General features: G+C 46.3%; 16 protein-coding genes. 8 read left to right on the forward strand and 8 right to left on the reverse strand.

Annotated elements, in window-relative coordinates; all coding sequences use genetic code 11:
• The first annotated feature begins 158 nt into the window (after window positions 1–158).
• The gene (torR, locus tag J4N39_RS05480; RefSeq protein WP_252022830.1) at window positions 159–872 is read left to right on the forward strand and encodes a two-component system response regulator TorR; all 714 of its coding nucleotides are present in this window, start codon (window positions 159–161) and stop codon (window positions 870–872) included.
• Between the two features lie 95 nt (window positions 873–967).
• Here the strand turns inward: torR and elyC are convergent, their stop codons facing one another.
• Window positions 968–1783 carry an envelope biogenesis factor ElyC gene (gene elyC / locus J4N39_RS05485; RefSeq protein ID WP_252022832.1) on the reverse strand — a complete coding sequence of 272 codons (816 nt, stop codon included), beginning with the start codon at window positions 1781–1783 and terminating at the stop codon, window positions 968–970.
• Window positions 1784–1880: 97 nt separating this feature from the next.
• Between elyC and cmoM the strand changes: the two genes are divergently transcribed.
• The 5 genes from cmoM (at window position 1881) to J4N39_RS05510 (ending at window position 9939) form a co-directional block, all read left to right on the forward strand.
• Window positions 1881–2684 carry a tRNA uridine 5-oxyacetic acid(34) methyltransferase CmoM gene (gene cmoM, locus J4N39_RS05490; protein ID WP_252022834.1) on the forward strand — a complete coding sequence of 268 codons (804 nt, stop codon included), beginning with the start codon at window positions 1881–1883 and terminating at the stop codon, window positions 2682–2684.
• Window positions 2685–2695: 11 nt separating this feature from the next.
• Entirely contained in the window at window positions 2696–4033 is a 1338-nt protein-coding gene (mukF, locus tag J4N39_RS05495) for a chromosome partition protein MukF (RefSeq protein WP_252022837.1), read from the forward strand.
• Window positions 4014–4721 carry a chromosome partition protein MukE gene (gene mukE, locus J4N39_RS05500; RefSeq protein WP_252022839.1) on the forward strand — a complete coding sequence of 236 codons (708 nt, stop codon included), beginning with the start codon at window positions 4014–4016 and terminating at the stop codon, window positions 4719–4721. Before mukF ends, mukE begins: the two co-directional genes overlap by 20 nt.
• Complete coding sequence (mukB, locus tag J4N39_RS05505; RefSeq protein ID WP_252022841.1) at window positions 4718–9172, forward strand: chromosome partition protein MukB; 4455 nt, start codon at window positions 4718–4720, stop codon at window positions 9170–9172. Before mukE ends, mukB begins: the two co-directional genes overlap by 4 nt.
• A 233-nt stretch (window positions 9173–9405) precedes the next feature.
• Window positions 9406–9939, forward strand: a complete 534-nt coding sequence (locus tag J4N39_RS05510) for an outer membrane beta-barrel protein (RefSeq protein ID WP_252022843.1) — start codon at window positions 9406–9408, stop codon at window positions 9937–9939.
• A gap of 47 nt (window positions 9940–9986) precedes the next feature.
• Here J4N39_RS05510 and J4N39_RS05515 read toward each other — a convergent pair whose 3' ends face one another.
• From J4N39_RS05515 to J4N39_RS05525, 3 genes are all read right to left on the reverse strand, one after another.
• Window positions 9987–10832, reverse strand: coding sequence for a mechanosensitive ion channel family protein (locus J4N39_RS05515; protein WP_252022845.1), 846 nt, complete (start codon window positions 10830–10832; stop codon window positions 9987–9989).
• 78 nt (window positions 10833–10910) lie between these two features.
• Complete coding sequence (locus J4N39_RS05520) at window positions 10911–11750, reverse strand: NAD(P)H-binding protein (protein ID WP_252022847.1); 840 nt, start codon at window positions 11748–11750, stop codon at window positions 10911–10913.
• Window positions 11751–11753: 3 nt separating this feature from the next.
• On the reverse strand, window positions 11754–11987 hold the full coding sequence (locus tag J4N39_RS05525) for a TIGR02647 family protein (RefSeq protein ID WP_252022849.1): 234 nt from the start codon (window positions 11985–11987) through the stop codon (window positions 11754–11756).
• A gap of 278 nt (window positions 11988–12265) precedes the next feature.
• Here J4N39_RS05525 and focA point away from each other — a divergent pair, with 278 nt between their 5' ends.
• Entirely contained in the window at window positions 12266–13117 is an 852-nt protein-coding gene (gene focA, locus J4N39_RS05530) for a formate transporter FocA (protein WP_252022851.1), read from the forward strand.
• Between the two features lie 51 nt (window positions 13118–13168).
• Here focA and J4N39_RS05535 read toward each other — a convergent pair whose 3' ends face one another.
• From J4N39_RS05535 to J4N39_RS05550, 4 genes are all read right to left on the reverse strand, one after another.
• Window positions 13169–13330, reverse strand: a complete 162-nt coding sequence (locus J4N39_RS05535; protein ID WP_252022853.1) for a hypothetical protein — start codon at window positions 13328–13330, stop codon at window positions 13169–13171.
• 393 nt (window positions 13331–13723) lie between these two features.
• Window positions 13724–14515, reverse strand: a complete 792-nt coding sequence (locus J4N39_RS05540; protein ID WP_252022855.1) for an ABC transporter permease — start codon at window positions 14513–14515, stop codon at window positions 13724–13726.
• A 160-nt stretch (window positions 14516–14675) separates the two neighbouring features.
• A complete protein-coding gene (locus J4N39_RS05545) occupies window positions 14676–14918 on the reverse strand; it encodes a hypothetical protein (RefSeq protein WP_252022857.1) in 243 nt (80 codons plus the stop codon).
• 371 nt (window positions 14919–15289) lie between these two features.
• Complete coding sequence (locus tag J4N39_RS05550; protein ID WP_252022858.1) at window positions 15290–15853, reverse strand: nuclear transport factor 2 family protein; 564 nt, start codon at window positions 15851–15853, stop codon at window positions 15290–15292.
• A 576-nt stretch (window positions 15854–16429) separates the two neighbouring features.
• On the opposite strand from J4N39_RS05550, the gene torE reads away from it, so the two are divergent.
• On the forward strand, window positions 16430–16606 hold the full coding sequence (gene torE, locus J4N39_RS05555) for a trimethylamine N-oxide reductase system protein TorE (protein WP_252022860.1): 177 nt from the start codon (window positions 16430–16432) through the stop codon (window positions 16604–16606).
• Window positions 16607–16626: the final 20 nt, after the last annotated feature.

A 16626-nucleotide genomic window follows, 5' to 3' on the forward strand; every position in this document is an offset into this window, starting at 1 on the left:
AAAAAATAACAGCTTATGAAGGACTGTTAACCCAGCCGTTTTCAGTTGTTTCATATCAATAAAAGTGTCGAATTCAGAGGATTTTTCGTCGCTTGGCTAGAAATGTAACCGATTGTGAATAGAATAATAATGAGATTAGAAATATATAAGTGGTACCGATGAGCCATCATATTTTAGTTGTAGAAGACGACATTGTTACCCGCAGCAAGTTGGCGGGATATTTTCAAAAAGAAGGCTATCAAGTCAGCGAAGCAGAAAGCGGGGAACAGATGCGTGAGGTGCTTGCAACCAACAGCATCGACTTGGTCATGCTCGACATTAACCTTCCGAATGAAGATGGTTTGATGCTAACCCGAGAGCTAAGAAGCCAATCGGACATTGGCATCATCTTGGTGACTGGCCGCACTGACAGTATCGATAAAATTGTCGGCTTGGAGATGGGTGCAGATGATTACGTGACCAAACCTTTTGAGCTGCGAGAGTTATTGGTGAGAGTTAAGAACCTATTGTGGCGCATCTCTCTGGTCGCTGAAGCAAGCAGTAAAGAACACATCAAAGAAGAAGCGGGCCAATTGATCCGCTTTGGCGAGTGGAGTTTTGATATTCAGCGCCGAGCTCTAAGCCGAGATGGCGAACCTGTCAAATTGACTAAGGCAGAGTATGAGTTATTAGTAGCGCTTTCATCGCAGCCTAATAAAGTGCTAAGCCGCGAGCGAATTCTCAACATGATCAGCCACCGAGTGGATGCACCAAACGACCGAACCATCGATGTCTTGATTCGTCGCATGCGTGCCAAGATGGAACATGATCCTAAAAACCCACAGATCTTTGTGACTATACATGGGGAAGGTTATATGTTTGCTGGGGAGTGAGTTCGGCGAGCGGTAAAGGGTAATCGGGAAAGGGTGTTTGGTATACTGCGAATAGCGTAAGAGGAGCTCGGGCTCCTCTTACTTGTTTTTAGGGGTTATTCTACTTGAGTGACGGCGGCAGGTTCGTCGTTGTTGGCGGAGGTGTGGGTGTCAGAGATGTAGTCACGCAGGGTTTGCCACCACATGCCTAGCTGTTCATGCCAATATTTTTCTGTCCATTCCAAGTATTGTGCTTGTGGTCGATACTTATTCCAAGGCTGTTGAACAGCATCATTGGCGAGGAAGTTGGTTGGTGCTGGCATTGGGCTAAGACCTGCATCTTTAAATTCCTCTAGAGCGCGCTGCATGTGACTGGCAGAGGTCACTAAAACCAGCTCCTTGTCTGCAACAAATACTGCCGCTTGCCTGGCTTCTTCCCAAGTGTCTTTGGCCGTTTCTAGCAAAATGATGTCAGATTTAGCTACGCCTAGAGCGAGCGCCACTTTTGCCATCATGCGGGCGTTACTTACTTCGGTGCCACCGCCATAGCCAGATAAAATCAGTTTCGCTTCTGGGTAAAGTCTCAGGATACGGATTCCTTCACTTAAACGCATTAACCCAGTACGGCTTAATTCTGAGGTTGGCGGGATGGCGTCATCGACGATATGGCCACTACCAAGCACCATGACATAGTCAACGTTATCGCTGGCAGGAAGAAACCCTTGGTATTGCCTTTCCAAAGGCATAAGCAATTTACTGGCAACGGGTTGGAAAGCCGCTACAAAGATGCCGACTAAGGACACCAAAAGAAAAGAACAACCGATCCCTCGTCGAGAGGTGAATGCAACCAATGCCAGCCCTAAAAATCCCAGAAGGAGAAAGCCAGGAAGGGGCATAAGAATCGACGCAATCAGCTTTTTCAGCTCAAACATACTTAAATAGTCCGAAAATTCATCACTTGGTTATGAAAAAGGCACTCAGACCTTTATAAGTTGAAATCCTGTGCCAGAATAGGCGGCACATCCAGACATGATAACCCAAGCTACCGTGACAGAAGACCGCAATTTCGACGATATCGCCCACAAATTCGCAAAAAATATCTACCAAACAGGTAAAGGTGACATACGCCAAACCATTGTTTGGGAAGATTTAATTGAAACCTTGCACCTTCTTGATGATAGAAAACACACTCTGTCAGTGCTAGATGCTGGTGGTGGTTTGGGGCAAATGTCGCAAAAAATTGCCGAGCGTGGGCACCAGATCACCTTATGTGATCTTTCTGCCGAAATGCTCAAGCTAGCGCAGGCTGATGTTGAATCGAACCAACTGAGCGAGCAGTATCGCTTCGTTCACTGCCCGGCTCAGGAAGTAGCACAGCATATCGACCAACCAGTCGATCTGGTGCTGTTTCATGCGGTGATGGAGTGGTTAGCGAAGCCAAAACAAGTGCTTGAGAAGGTGCTTGAACAGGTTAAGCCAGGTGGGCGAGCGTCCATCATGTTTTATAACCAGCACGGACTAGTTTACAAGAACGTAGTGTGTGGCAATATACCCCACGTTTTAAAAGGGATGCCGCACAGAAAACGCTTCAAGCTCCAGCCACAAAAAGGGTTGCTGCCAGAAGAAGTTTATCAGTGGATTGAGCAAGCTGGCTTTGAGATTGAAATCAAATCGGGTATCCGCTGTTTCCATGATTACATCAGTGATCGCCAATATATGGGTGATTACACTCCTGAAGACGTGCTCGAGCTTGAGCAAAAGCTATGTCGTCAGGAACCATACCTCTCTCTAGGGCGTTACATCCACGTAACGGCTAGGAAGAAAGAACAATAACAGGACAAACAATGAGTGATTTTTCACAAGATGTTGCCCAGCAACCGATTGACGAGTTAGTCAGTTGGGTCAAGCAACACGATTTCTCATTGAGCTTATCGACTGAACGTCTGGCTTTTTTGATCGCCCTTGCTGTATTGAGTAATGAGCGTTTTGATGAAGAGCTAGGCGAAGGTGAATTGCACGACGCATTCACAATAGTCACCCGCTTTTTTGAGCAGACCGGTGAAGCTTCTGCTTTCCGTGCTAACAACGCCATCAATGAGATGGTCAAACAACGCCTTCTAAGCCGTTTTACCAGCGAGATGACTGACGGTTCGAGTATCTACCGCCTAAGTCCTCTAGCGATTGGTATTACCGATTACTATGTACGTCATCGTGAGTTCTCCAAACTGCGCCTATCTATCCAGCTAACCATAGTAGCTGATGAGATGGAGAAAGCGATCAAAGCGGCCCAAGAGGGTGGCACTGCTGCGCATTGGAAGAAAAACGTTTACGGCGTTCTAAAATACTCGGTGGGTGAGATCTTCGATCAGATAGACCTTAACCAACGTGTGATGGATGAGCAGCAGCAGACAGTCAAAGATCAGATTGCTGAGCTGCTAAACCAAGATTGGCGTGAAGCGATCAACAGCTGTGAATCTCTGCTAACAGAAACCTCAGACACCCTAAAAGAGCTGCAAGATACATTGCAAGCAGCGGGTGATGAGATGCAGACTCAACTGCTCGATATCCAAGAGATTGTTTACGGTCAGCCTGAGCTTGAGTTTGTTGAAGAGACTCTATTCGGTCTACAAATGAAGCTTGACCGTATCGTCAGCTGGGGTCAGCAAGCGATTGACCTGTGGATCGGTTATGACCGCCATGTTCACAAATTTATCCGTACTGCGATTGATATGGATAAGAACCGCGCCTTTAGCCAGCGCCTGCGCACCTCGATTCAAGAGTACTTTGATGCACCGTGGCTAATGACTTACGCCGACGCAGAGCGCTTGCGTGACCTGCGTGATGAAGCCTTGGTACTGCGTGACGATGAAGTGACCGGTGAAGTACCAATGGAAGTGGAATACGAAGAATTTGAACAAGTAAATGATGAGCTATCGGAGCGAATAGCCGAGATGCTGAAAGCCCACAAAGAGCAGGGCACGCCAATTAACCTTGGTTCAGTGTTGAAGGATTATCTTGCAGAGCATCCACATACTCATCATTTCGATCTCGCCAGAATCATTGTCGACCAAGCGGTTCGTCTCGGCTACTCAGAAGCCGACTACCGTGCGATTCAGCCAGATTGGCAAGCGATTAATGAATTTGGTGCAAAGGTACAAGCAAATGTCATCGACAAATACTGAAGAATATATGCCAGAGAAACTGGCCAAAGCGATCTCAAATCCGCTGTTCCCAGCACTAGATAGTGCACTGCGTGCAGGTCGCCATATCTCAAGCGAAGACTTAGACAATCACGCATTGCTAAGCGACTTTGAGACCGAGCTAGCGCTGTTTTACCAACGCTACAACACCGAACTGGTAAAAGCGCCGGAAGGCTTTTTCTACCTGCGTCCTCGTTCAACCTCATTGATTGGTCGTAGCGTATTGGCAGAGCTAGATATGCTGGTGGGTAAAGTACTGTGTTTCCTTTACCTAAGCCCAGAGCGTCTCGCGCACGAAGGTATCTTTACCAACCAAGAGCTGTATGAAGAGCTAATGTCGCTTGCTGACGAAAAGAAGCTTATCAAGCTGGCAACTAACCGTGCTAACGGCTCTGACCTTGATAAAGAAAAGCTGTTTGAAAAAGTACGTACCTCGCTGCGTCGTCTGCGTCGCCTAGGCATGATTATCCCTGTGGGTGATAACGGCAAATTCCGTATCAGTGAAGCGGTATTCCGCTTTGGTGCGGATGTTCGTGTTGGCGACGATGTGCGTGATGCGCAGCTACGTCTGATCCGTGACGGTGAAGCAGTAGTGCACCAACAAGAGCCAAGCCAAGCGAGTCTGCTTGATGCTGAAGATGAAGAACAACTAGAGGGTGCTGAGCAATGATTGAAAGAGGTAAGTATCAATCACTGACCATGGTCAACTGGAACGGCTTCTTTGCGCGTACCTTTGACATTGATAACTTGGTGACCACGCTTTCTGGCGGTAACGGTGCAGGTAAGTCGACCACTATGGCGGCATTTATCACCGCACTTATCCCGGATCAGAGCCTACTTCACTTCCGAAACACCACTGAAGCGGGTAGCTCGCAAGCCTCTCGTGATAAAGGCCTGTACGGTAAGCTACAGCCAGGTTCATGTTACGCAGCACTTGATGTAGTGAACTCACGTAACCAACGTGTGCTATTTGCCGTACGCCTACAGCAAGTGGCTGGCCGTGATAAGAAAGTGGATATCAAGCCATTTGTTATCCAAGGTCTGCCAAGTAATATGAAACCCACCGATGTGTTGGTGGAAACAGTTTCTGAAACTCACGCACGTGTTCGTCAGATCAACGAAGTGAAGGAAACCGTGGCTTCGCTAGAAGGTGTTCAGTTCAAAGCATTCAACTCTGTCGTGGATTACCACTCGCAGATGTTCGATCTTGGCGTACTACCGAAGAAACTGCGCAACAGCGGCGACCGTTCTAAGTTCTACCGTTTGATTGAAGCATCACTGTACGGTGGTATCTCAAGTGCCATCACTCGCTCACTGCGTGACTACCTTCTGCCACAAAACGGCGGGGTGAAGAAAGCATTCCAAGATATGGAATCAGCGCTGCGTGAAAACCGCATGACGCTGGAAGCGATCAAGACCACTCAAGCCGACCGTGACCTGTTTAAACATTTGATCACCGAGTCTACTAACTACGTTGCAGCGGACTACATGCGCCACGCCAATGAGCGTCGCACCAAGCTAGAAGCCACCATGAAACTGCGTGGCGAGCTATTTGGTTCGCGTGAAACACTGGTTAGCCAAAACAACCTACTTAACCGTGTTCAAGAAGAGCTTGAGCTACTGGTTGAGAGTGAATCAGGCCTAGAGCAAGACCACCAAGCGGCGCAAGACCACCTGCAGCTGGTACAAAACGCACTGCGTCAGCAAGAGAAGATCGAACGTTACCAAGAAGACCTTGAGGAGCTAACTGAGCGCCTTGAAGAGCAGATCATGGTCGTGGAAGAGGCTCAAGAGCGTGTGGTGATGGCAGAAGAGCAATCGGGCATCGCTGAAGAAGAAGTGGATAGCCTGAAAACTCAGCTCGCAGACTACCAACAAGCACTTGATGTACAGCAGACTCGTGCCCTTCAATACCAGCAAGCACTGCAAGCGCTGGAAAAAGCACGTGTAGCGACGGGTATTGACTCACTAGATAAAGACTCTGCGCAGCAAGTGGTTGAAGAGCTTAAACAGCAAGAGAGCGACAAGACCGCGCAGCTTCTTGCGTCTAAGCACCAGCTAGATATCTCATCAGCCGTTGCAGCGCAGTTTGAGCAAGCGTTCTCGCTAGTGAAAGCGATTGTGGGTGATGTTGAGCGTAAAGACGCTGCAACACACGCAAAAGCGATCATCACTAAAGCGCACAATGCCAAGCAGCAGCTAGAACACGAAACCCAGTGGCGCTCGCAGCTAAACGACCTAGAGCGTCGTGTCGCTCAGCAAAAACAAGTAAACACTTGGGTAGCGGACTACGCAAAACAGCACCAAGTTTCTCTTATTGATGAGCTAACGCTTGAGACTGAACGTGAGCGTCATAGCGAACGTGTTGAGATGCTGGAAGTAGAGCAAGAGACACTACGTGAATCTCGCAGTGAGCTGCGCCGAGCGGAGCAAGATCAAAACGCTGAGATCAATAAATTCCAAGCGATTGCCCCTAAGTGGATTGCAGCCAACGATGCTCTAGAAAAACTGCGTGAGCAGAGTGAATCAGAGCTTGAGAGCAGCCAAGCGGTGATGAACCGTATGCAGCAGGTGATGGAAGATGAACGTACTCAATCTATCGCTAAAGATAAGCTGGCTGAGAAGCGTGCCGAACTTGAGTCTGAGATTGAGCGCCTAGCCTCTCCTGGTGGTTCAAACGATCCACGCCTTAAAGGTCTAGCGGATACGCTAGGTGGGGTACTACTTTCTGAGATCTACGATGATATCACTATCGACGATGCACCATACTTCAGTGCGATGTACGGCCCTGCGCGTCACGCTATCGTGGTTTCTGATCTGACAGATATCCAAGAGAAGTTGGTTGAGCTAGACGACTGCCCAGAAGATCTCTACATCATCGAGGGTGATATCGACGCATTTGATGACAGCTCATTCAACGCCGAAGAGCTTGAAGGCGCAGTATGTGTGCAGCTAAATGAACGCCAGATGCGTTACTCACGCTTCCCTGAGATCCCACTGTTTGGTCGTGCGGCACGTGAGCAGCGTCTAGAGCTACTGCGTGGTCAACGTGACGAAACGGTAGAGCAGCACGCAAAAGCTTCTTTTGATGCGCAGAAACTGCAGCGTCTATACCAAGCGTTCAACACCTTTATGGCTGAGCACATTCAGGTAGCATTTGAAGCCGATCCTGAGCAAGCGCTGCAAAAAGCACGTGATAAGCGTAGCCAGATTGCACGTCAGCTAAGCGATCTAGAGTCGAAAGCACAACAGCAAACATCGCAGCTTCAAGCAAGTAAGCAGGCACTAACTAGCCTAGCTAAGATTGCTCCACAAATTGGTGCGCTTGAAGATGAAACCCTGCAAGAACGCTTTGATGAGCTAGAAGCAAAGCTTGCGGAACTCGCAGAAGTGAAGAGCTTCTACTCTCAGCACGGCCGTAAGGCAGAGCAGCTGGCGCAAGCAGAAAACGCACTGCAAGCTGACCCTGAGCAGTTTGATGAGCTAAAAGCGGCATACGAGCAAACCAACAAAGATCTACAAGGCATTAAAGCAACTCTGTTTGCTCTCGCTGATCTAATTGAGCGTCGTCACCACTTTGCCTACGAAGATTCAGTAGAACTGCTAAACAAGAGCAGTGAGCTAAGCGAGCAGCTAAAAGCGAAACTGGTTCAGGCTGAAGCACAACGTGGTAAATCACGTGAAGCGCTAAAACAAGCACAAGCGCAGCTAAGCCAATACAATCAAGTAATGGCATCACTTAAGAGTTCGCATCAAGCGAAATCTGAGACTGTGGCGGAATTCCGTCAAGAGCTGCAAGAGTTTGGCGTGCAGGCTGATGAATCTGCGCTAGAGCGCGCGACTCGTCGCCGTGATGAGCTAACCGAGCGTCTACACACTTCTCGTGCTCGTAAGAGTGAGCTTGAACGTACCATTACCTCAACGGAGCTAGAGCTTAAGTCACTAGTCAAACGTCTGAAGAAGGTACAGAAAGAGTATGCCGAGTTACGTAAATACGTGGTGGCTGCGAAAGCGGGTTGGTGCAGCGTATTACGCCTAGCACGTGAAAACGATGTTGAGCGTCGCTTAATGCGTCGCGAACTAGCGTACTTGGATGCCAACGACCTTCGCTCGATGTCGGATAAATCACTAGGTGCACTTCGTCTAGCAGTGGCTGACAACGAAGATCTGCGTGATGCGCTACGTGCATCGGAAGATACCGCATACCCAGAGCGTAAGGTTCTGTTCTACATTGCGGTATACCAGCACCTGCGTGAGCGTATCCGCCACGATATCATTCGCACCGATGACCCAGTTGAAGCGATTGAAGAGATGGAAGTAGAGCTAGCTCGCCTAACCGAAGAGCTAACGCAACGTGAACACCGTCTAGCAATCAGCTCTGACTCAGTGGCAGCTATCATCAAGAAAACCATCCAGCGTGAGCAGAACCGTATCCGTATGCTAAACCAAGGCCTATCCAACATCGGCTTTGGTCAGGTAAAAGGTGTACGCCTAAACGTGAATGTGCGTGAGAGTCACCAAATTCTGCTAGCAGGCCTTGCTGAGCAACAAGCGCAGCACAAAGATCTGTTTGAGACCTCTCGCTTTACTTTCTCAGAAGCGATGGCGAAGCTGTTCCAACGTGTAAACCCACATATCGATATGGGTCAACGTTCTCCGCAGGTACTGGGTGAAGAGCTACTGGATTACCGTAACTACCTAGAACTAAGCGTAGAGGTGAACCGTGGTTCCGATGGTTGGCTACAAGCAGAGTCGGGTGCGCTATCAACGGGTGAGGCGATCGGTACCGGTCAGTCAATCTTATTGATGGTGGTTCAAAGCTGGGAAGAAGAGTCTCGTCGTCTGCGCAGCAAGGATATCTTGCCATGTCGCTTACTGTTCTTGGATGAGGCTGCGCGTCTGGATGCTAAGTCTATCTCGACACTATTCGAGCTTTGTGATCGTCTTGATATGCAACTTCTTATCGCCGCACCAGAGAACATCAGCCCAGAGAAAGGCACGACTTATAAATTGGTACGTAAAGTCTTTAAAGACCACGAGCATGTGCATGTGGTTGGTTTGAAAGGCTTTGGTAACGTAGACAAGCCTTCATCAGAGAAGTTGATTGAAGAAGTAATGTAAATTCTTCTATTAATCCGATCTAAAAAAAAGCATCAAGTAAACAAATGGCTTGGTGCTTTTTTATTATTTATTTGCATAAAATTTACAAAAAAGTAGCTGACAGTTATTTGTTTAATGTAATACTATTTGCGCAGAGCAGGGTTAGAGACTATGTCGCTAGGCTCTTAGTGAATTATTGTCGCTTTATTTAACGAGGGATTGAGTCAGCTAACTAAATAATGATTGGATATAAAATGAAAAAGTTCTTGTTCGCTTTACCTCTACTAGTTGCAGCTAGCTTCGCTAACGCCAATTCAGTAGTTTATGTTTCTGGTGGTCTAGGTGCGGGAGGCCTAAGCAGTGACAACACGAATGTTGGCGCTCACGCAACGTTTGGCACCAACGCACTTGTCCCAAACGTGGGTTTTGAAGTTGCTTTTCGCGGAACAGCAGCAGGTAAAATGGAAGATGAAGATAACAAGCAACCAGACGATTACCTAGGCGCAACGGGCTCATTTATCTTGGCGGCAAAACCTTACTATATGGCAGGCCCATTCCAGTTCTGGGGTAAAGTAGGTTTGAACAGTTGGAATGCGGAATACAAAAGTGGTGCAGATAAAGATCAGAACTCGACTCGCAAGAGCAGTGGTACCGACTTTATGTATGGTGTAGGTATGGACGTATTCATGGGGCAGACTTTTGCTTTGGGCGTTTCTTACGACAACTACACTTTTGATAAAGTTAACGCTGATTCAATTAACCTAAACCTTTCTCTTCACTTTGGTTAATCCTTATCGATGCATTTTAGTAAGCACCTCTTTTGAGGTGCTTCTTTTTAACTGTCATTCTTAATTAAACGGCTTTGATACATCATCATGAAGTCTTCTCGGATAAGCTGTTCTAATTCTGCCGCTCGCTCAGTTGGGCAAAAAATCATAAAGTGCACCACTTGCTCTCCGGTGTCCGTAGTTGCGATATCAATATGCGGTTCTGCGCCGGGTAAGTCCACACCCGCATGACGCTCGATCACTACGTTGTAACGCTTAGCTATATCAATGAAGTCTTCGCAGTGATCATCAATTTTAGCCAGCATAGAAGGGAGCAACGGGTAGAGGTTTTGAAAGCTTGGCACTGTTATGTCAAAGCTGTGGTAGACGTAACGCTTCATGAAGTTAAGGTTTTTCACTGGAGTGGTAAAAAACATGCTGTTAGGCAGGGTCGCAGTTTTGCCAGTGTAGTGGTAGCGACCATGATGTAGGTCGATTTCTTGTACCACAGTAGCCATTAGATTGTGATCGATGACCTCGCCACAGACGTTGCCCACTTCAATCCAGTCACCTATGCGAAATGAGCGTGTGCTGGCGCGCTGAATCGAGCCGGTGATACACAAAATAATCTCTTTTGATGCCACTACTACTGCCACGGCGATGGCCGTCAGTGACAGTGCGAACTCGCGGATCTCGTCGTTCCAGATGGTGAAAAGTAAAATGACGGCCAAAGCAAAGGTGCCATTTTTTGTACGAGATATCCAACTGCGCTGATCTTGGCTTAAAAAGTTAACATCGCCTCGGATCAAGGAGATAGCAACTTGGCGGGTGAGGGCAATGATCAGTACCAGCAGTACACTGAGAAATAGCTGATTTGATAATAGAATATCTACGGATGCTTTGAACTCGTCCATTACCTTTGCCTGTCAAAAACATAACTCAAAAGATAGTAACTTATAAATTAACCAGTTATCTAGCGAGAATTCAGCCAATTATAAATAAAAACCATCAACAGTATGTTCAATTTTGAACTCATATCCCAATGAGAGTAGGAGGTCGCTACTGATGGTTTTATCGGGGGTTTGATTGACCTCGGGAAGTGCTTGGTCGATATTTCGGCTTATCAGTGCCTGACGATAGAATTCTGCTTTGTTGGTGGTAGATGGGGAGGTGGCATTCACGACACGGTTGTCGATATTTTCAAGTGCCCAATGACACACTCCAATTGCATCGAGCTTGTGCAGCATGTTGGCAGGTGCTTTTTCACTTATGGAGGAGAGCTTGGCAACAAAACGCGATGGGTGTCGATCACTACCATACAAACCACTGGCTCTAATGATGGCGAATTTGATACCTGAATCTATCACGTGCTGTTCAGCTTGCAGCAGTATTTTGGCTTTGTCTGAGAACTCTGTTTCTGTTTGCGCTAGCGTTAGTGAAGCCTGCTCTTCTCGCATTACACCTTCACCAGATGGATAGACGCTGGTTGCACTGACCATTACCAATTTAGATATCTTGGCCTCCACACAGGCCTTAACTAATGTTTGCCACTGGAACTGATAGTTGCTGCCTTGGTTACGGCGAAAACCAGGTGGAAACGCACCGACAACGGCTTCGATATTCCACTCTTTAAGTTGCATGGCGAGCTGGCTTGCAAACGAAGCATCGTATGTTTCAGGCAAAGGGCAGGCAAAGCCAAACAGATGAGGCGTAGTGATACTGATGGCACCTTCTTCTGTCTGCTTACTGGCGAATACGGTATGACCCCCATTGGCTAGATCTTGTGCAAGCGGTAGACCTAGCCAACCCGCCCCTATGATGGCGATACGCATCGATTAGGCGCTCAGAACTCGTAGTAGTTTGTCTGCATGCTCAGCCATCTCAATGCCCTCATCTGTCAGGTAGCCACCGTCAGGTTGAGTACATAAGCCTTTTTCATAGAGGCGCTTGACGGCATCTTGAGTGGATTGCTCTGCTTCGTGATGAACTTTGATGCCTGTTGCCGCACTGCTGATATCAAATTGCAGTAGTAGGTTTAGTTCTGCCATCAGGTTTTGGTCAAACTTCATAATTTTTTCCTTGTGTCTTAATCTTCAACCACATTACGTCACGACTCTCAAACCTTACAAGTGTAGTGTTTATGAAGTGTTAGCTGTGATTATTTTGGATGAAAAAACAGCGTTTCAGTAATCCTTCTACTGAATTATTGGAGGGTCACTATTGGTAAGATTTATTGTTTTCGGTATTTCCGAGATTATTTTAAGTAATGACCGAATATTTCCTTGAAATCTGTATGGAATAGGACGATCATCCGCATCCTGTTTTATTTTTAACTGTGTCAATAGCCATGAACACCACCCAATTTGACTGTTTACTGCCACCACAAATGGCAGAACGCGCTGCACAACTCGGCGTATATAAAGCGACGAAAGACCCAATGAAGTCTTTCCTGCTAGCGATCTCAGCAGGCATCCATATCGGTATCGCTTTTTTGTTTTACACCACTATTACTACTGGTGCAGGCGATTTGCCTTGGGGGCTTACTCGCTTTATTGGTGGTCTAGCGTTTAGCCTTGGCTTGGTACTGGTTATTATCACTGGTGGTGAACTGTTTACCAGTTCAGTACTTACCTTGGTTGCTCGTGCGAGCGGAAAAATTACTTGGCGAGCGCTGTTTAAAAACTGGGTAGTCGTTTACGCAGGTAACTTAGTTGGTGCGTTAGGGCTAGTAGCATTGATGCTGGTGGCTAAGCAGTACACGTTTGCTGGCGGTGAAGTCGGTATTAATACGATTGAGATTGCCCGCCACAAAGTACATCACGATTTTGGCCAAGCCGTTGCACTCGGCATTATGTGTAATGTGCTGGTTTGTATTGCTGTTTGGATGACGTTCAGCGGGCGTACCTTGATGGACAAAATTGTTGTTCTAATTTTGCCAGTGGCGATGTTCGTTTCAGCAGGTTTTGAGCACTGTATTGCTAATATGTTTCAAGTGCCAATGGCTATCGGTATCAAGAATTTTGCATCACCTGAGTTTTGGGCAATGACGGGTGCAAATCCAGCCGATTATACCGATCTCAATATGTACGAGTTTCTTACACACAACTTGTTTCCTGTGACGCTAGGCAACATTATTGGTGGCGGTGTGTTTGTTGGTATGTGGTACTGGTTGATTTATTTGCGCGACGATAACAAATAAATTGCAATAAAAAGGGGCGCTAGAGATATCTAGCGCCCCTTTTTACTTGGGTCAATGTTGGGTCCAAAATGCGGCAGTGTCTATGCTGTATGCGGTTTGAAAATCACTAAGGTCACCGCCTAGGTTCTCCGGACAAGCCTTTAGCCAATCTCTTGTCTCTTCCGTGTTCAATACTAAAGCCGAAGCCATAACATCAATGCTCGGGTTTTCCATGTCAACTTTCCTTGTTTAACTATCCACTGACCTTGCAAAATTTAGGTGAGAGAGATGACCTTTTGATGACAGATTTTTGGTAAAACTGAGTCAAATGAACAATCTATTCACTTAGGTACGGTTATCCACAATTTCTGTGGATAAGTAGGTTAACAGCTCTAAAAAGCCCATAAGTGATAGTGTCTAGCGGCAGATTTATAAACTTTACAAGCGAAAATATTGGATTTTCTTGCTGATTTATAGAAAGCCCCTCGAATGTGATATTTATTTATCTTATTGATATTTAATAAGTATTTTGGTTTTAATGCGGTGATGAATTGTGAGGTGAATCAAATAATACCGTCGTTTGCACTTTTGCGGATGAAAAAAATGGCAGCGGTCAAAAAATGAACTTTACTGGGGTTTTAGCGAAACTTTCACTCGCCCCTCTGGTGTGATTGCTTTTCTGATACTAAGGCGTAAGGCGGTCATTATCGAGAGCGACATCATTACCAAAATTGCGATCATGATGACTAATTGATATTTAATGGCAATGAGTGGGCTAGTACCACCTAATATTTGTCCAGTCATCATGCCTGGCAATGTTACCAGCCCGGTGGTTGCCATCGACGCCAAAATGGGAGCGAGCGCTTTTTGCATCGCATCACGAACAAAAGGCAAGGTGGCAAAGTCAATACTAGCTCCTAGGCTGATCGCCGCTTCATACTCAGGCTTTCGCTGTTCAAAGGCACTAAATAAGTTTTGTAGGGCGACAATATTGCCGCTTAAACTGTTCCCGAGCAGCATGCCACACAGAGGGATAACGTATTGAGCGCCAAACATAGGTGTTGGTTTGACCACAACCCAGCACAGTAGCAAAATCATCGGAGCCAACCCTAACAGTAGCCCAATGCTGACAGGTATGAACAACAGCGTTTTGGGTACTTTCGCTTTATCGAGAATGGCACTAGCGCCAATTGCGATCATCAAGGCGACCCAAAGTAAATTTAGCCACATGTTGTCGGTGGTGAACAGGTATTCCAAGTACACACCAACACACAGCAATTGCAGCGTCATGCGCAGCGCACCAATGAGAATATCTTTGTTGATGCCAAGGCGGTAGTGGGTACCGATACCAATCGGGATGAGCAAGGTAAAGCTAAAGAGCAGTAGTAGGGGCCAACTAATGTCTATGGCTTGTTGCATCGAAATGTCCTCTACGTGTGCAAAGTGGTGGCAGGGGTTGTCACGCCAAGGACAATGCATGGGATAACAATAGCTTAAGTAGCATAAACAAATACCTAAGCTATTGTAAAAAACTACTGGCGTAGAGGTTTATATTATCTGTTCATTGCGAAAACACAAATCAAGCTTGCTGTAAAAAACCGTCAAGTTTTAGATCAATCGTCACGCAATCGTCAAGCAGTTGCTTACGCTCACTAAGGTTCATCTGAAGTAGCTGACTGATTTTCTCTGGCTCAAGATTGGCAAGAGCCGATTTCAAAATGGCGTAAACACCAACATCGATGTCATCTCGTGTTGACTCACTCATGAATAGGCTAGTTAGTTCGTGGGCAAGAGAGTGAGTGGTAGGGTTCTTTGGTGCCATGGTAATCCTTTATTAGCGTTATCTTAATTTTTTCGTTGCTAACCAGAAAGGGCACAGGCTCGAGTTAAAAGCTGCGTCCAGTACTTTACTCGAAGGTATCGTTAGCGTTCGTCTTCGAATTATTCCTTGAGAGATTTGACTAAGGATGAATAGCAATCATCGCAATTCCGGTAACATTGAGGGTGGTGTGTGCATATAGTTTGACTTGGAATCTATCGTTTATCAATCGCAAATAGAGAATTAATGACAGGGTTGTGATCCCCGTAGCAGACTGGATTCGTGCTGTTTTCTAGCGAGGAGCAGGCGGGGCGCTGTTGGAACCTGACCTCATTCTCGTTTTGAAAAGAGAATGAGGCCGATACACTCATAGGTTAGTTTGCAAAAAATTCATCGAAGAAGGCATCTGAGCTGTACAAATCTCCCGAAAAGTTTTGCACTCTTTGGATCTTTCCATCTTTTATTTGGTAAAGAAGGATCCAATTGATATCGATATTTTGGTCTGCGCTAGTACTGTATCCGCGATGGGCATCGATGACATAAGTATCATTCGCTGCAAGGATCATCACTTCTGCTTTGAATCCAGCTTGACCAAGCTTTGCAAAAAAGTCGGTAAATTCTTCGATCCCTCGTTTGGTGCCAGCCAGCGCATGGCGACCCGGGATATGCCATTCCACATCTTCAGCGACAAACTGCTTGAGCGCATCCATATCTCCCTGCCCGTAGGCGGTAAAGAAGCCCTGTACCACTTTGAGCGCTTCGCTATTTTCAGAACCTTGAGCCACTGGATTTTGTGGTTTTGGCCACAAGGCTTCGTTATTAATTTGGGTGGCGTCGCCGAGCATGCCCATGGCTGTCTCCTCTGAGTGAGCTGGGCTGATTAAGCTAGATAACAGTGAAGAGGTGAATAAAACAGTCAATAGGGTTCGTTTGTTCATTGGTTTGGTCCCTTCAGTTGGTTGTGGCTCGAAGTCGATGAAAATAACAATAGCGGTGTAAATTAGGAAAAATAAGAAGGGTAATATCTAATTTATTATTAGGTTTAGCCTAATAAATGATGGGTTTTGGCGTCTGGTGTCACTTGATGGATGTGGTCATCTAGTGGGTAACAAATGCCCGATCTCAAAGCGATTTTAGCATGTCTAGTGTTTACACTTGCTTAACATTCTGCTCATTGTGATGTGACTGGTGAGTCAAAAATTTCACTATAATTGCCTCAAATTTCTACCTCGTTTTAGGTATGAGATGGTCTATGATTAACGAGAAAGCTACATGGTTAACATGTATGTAAAGAAATTAAATTGTCATATCTGTACATAAGTTTTCATAAAAAATGTTAATTAAATACAACTCCGTTTTAGCTCAAAAAAGTGTTGTATAACAAGGGATAGAGCCCTGTTATTCATTGCTGCTATCAATCGTGTTGTTCTAAAATTTATCAATACAGAATGTGAGTGCATTTGGTTGAAAGACGAGATGCGAGAAAAATTATCACTTCATTGGTAGGCAAATGTATGAGTAATGTTAACAAAGTCGAAACGCAGGAGACTCGCTCGTTAGAGTGGAAGTCATTTTTGATTATCGCTGTTGTTCTCTTCCCGGTGCTGAGCGTCGCATTGGTCGGTGGGTATGGATTTATCGTGTGGATGCTTCAAGTGTTCTTCATGGGGCCCCCTGGTGCACACGGTTAATCCACACCAAAACTTTTAAG

Origin of the sequence: Vibrio sp. SCSIO 43136, from assembly GCF_023716565.1 — a bacterium.
In the GTDB taxonomy this organism is placed as follows: Bacteria; Pseudomonadota; Gammaproteobacteria; order Enterobacterales; family Vibrionaceae; genus Vibrio.

Excerpts from the sequence above, each read along its gene's own strand:
- torR (WP_252022830.1), top strand. The coding sequence starts at position 159 with ATGAGCCATCATATTTTAGTTGTAGAAGACGACATTGTTACCCGCAGC.
- elyC (WP_252022832.1), bottom strand. The coding sequence starts at position 1,783 with ATGTTTGAGCTGAAAAAGCTGATTGCGTCGATTCTTATGCCCCTTCCT.
- cmoM (WP_252022834.1), top strand. The coding sequence starts at position 1,881 with ATGATAACCCAAGCTACCGTGACAGAAGACCGCAATTTCGACGATATC.
- mukF (WP_252022837.1), top strand. The coding sequence starts at position 2,696 with ATGAGTGATTTTTCACAAGATGTTGCCCAGCAACCGATTGACGAGTTA.
- mukE (WP_252022839.1), top strand. The coding sequence starts at position 4,014 with ATGTCATCGACAAATACTGAAGAATATATGCCAGAGAAACTGGCCAAA.
- mukB (WP_252022841.1), top strand. The coding sequence starts at position 4,718 with ATGATTGAAAGAGGTAAGTATCAATCACTGACCATGGTCAACTGGAAC.
- J4N39_RS05510 (WP_252022843.1), top strand. The coding sequence starts at position 9,406 with ATGAAAAAGTTCTTGTTCGCTTTACCTCTACTAGTTGCAGCTAGCTTC.
- J4N39_RS05515 (WP_252022845.1), bottom strand. The coding sequence starts at position 10,832 with ATGGACGAGTTCAAAGCATCCGTAGATATTCTATTATCAAATCAGCTA.
- J4N39_RS05520 (WP_252022847.1), bottom strand. The coding sequence starts at position 11,750 with ATGCGTATCGCCATCATAGGGGCGGGTTGGCTAGGTCTACCGCTTGCA.
- J4N39_RS05525 (WP_252022849.1), bottom strand. The coding sequence starts at position 11,987 with ATGAAGTTTGACCAAAACCTGATGGCAGAACTAAACCTACTACTGCAA.
- focA (WP_252022851.1), top strand. The coding sequence starts at position 12,266 with ATGAACACCACCCAATTTGACTGTTTACTGCCACCACAAATGGCAGAA.
- J4N39_RS05535 (WP_252022853.1), bottom strand. The coding sequence starts at position 13,330 with ATGGAAAACCCGAGCATTGATGTTATGGCTTCGGCTTTAGTATTGAAC.
- J4N39_RS05540 (WP_252022855.1), bottom strand. The coding sequence starts at position 14,515 with ATGCAACAAGCCATAGACATTAGTTGGCCCCTACTACTGCTCTTTAGC.
- J4N39_RS05545 (WP_252022857.1), bottom strand. The coding sequence starts at position 14,918 with ATGGCACCAAAGAACCCTACCACTCACTCTCTTGCCCACGAACTAACT.
- J4N39_RS05550 (WP_252022858.1), bottom strand. The coding sequence starts at position 15,853 with ATGAACAAACGAACCCTATTGACTGTTTTATTCACCTCTTCACTGTTA.
- torE (WP_252022860.1), top strand. The coding sequence starts at position 16,430 with ATGAGTAATGTTAACAAAGTCGAAACGCAGGAGACTCGCTCGTTAGAG.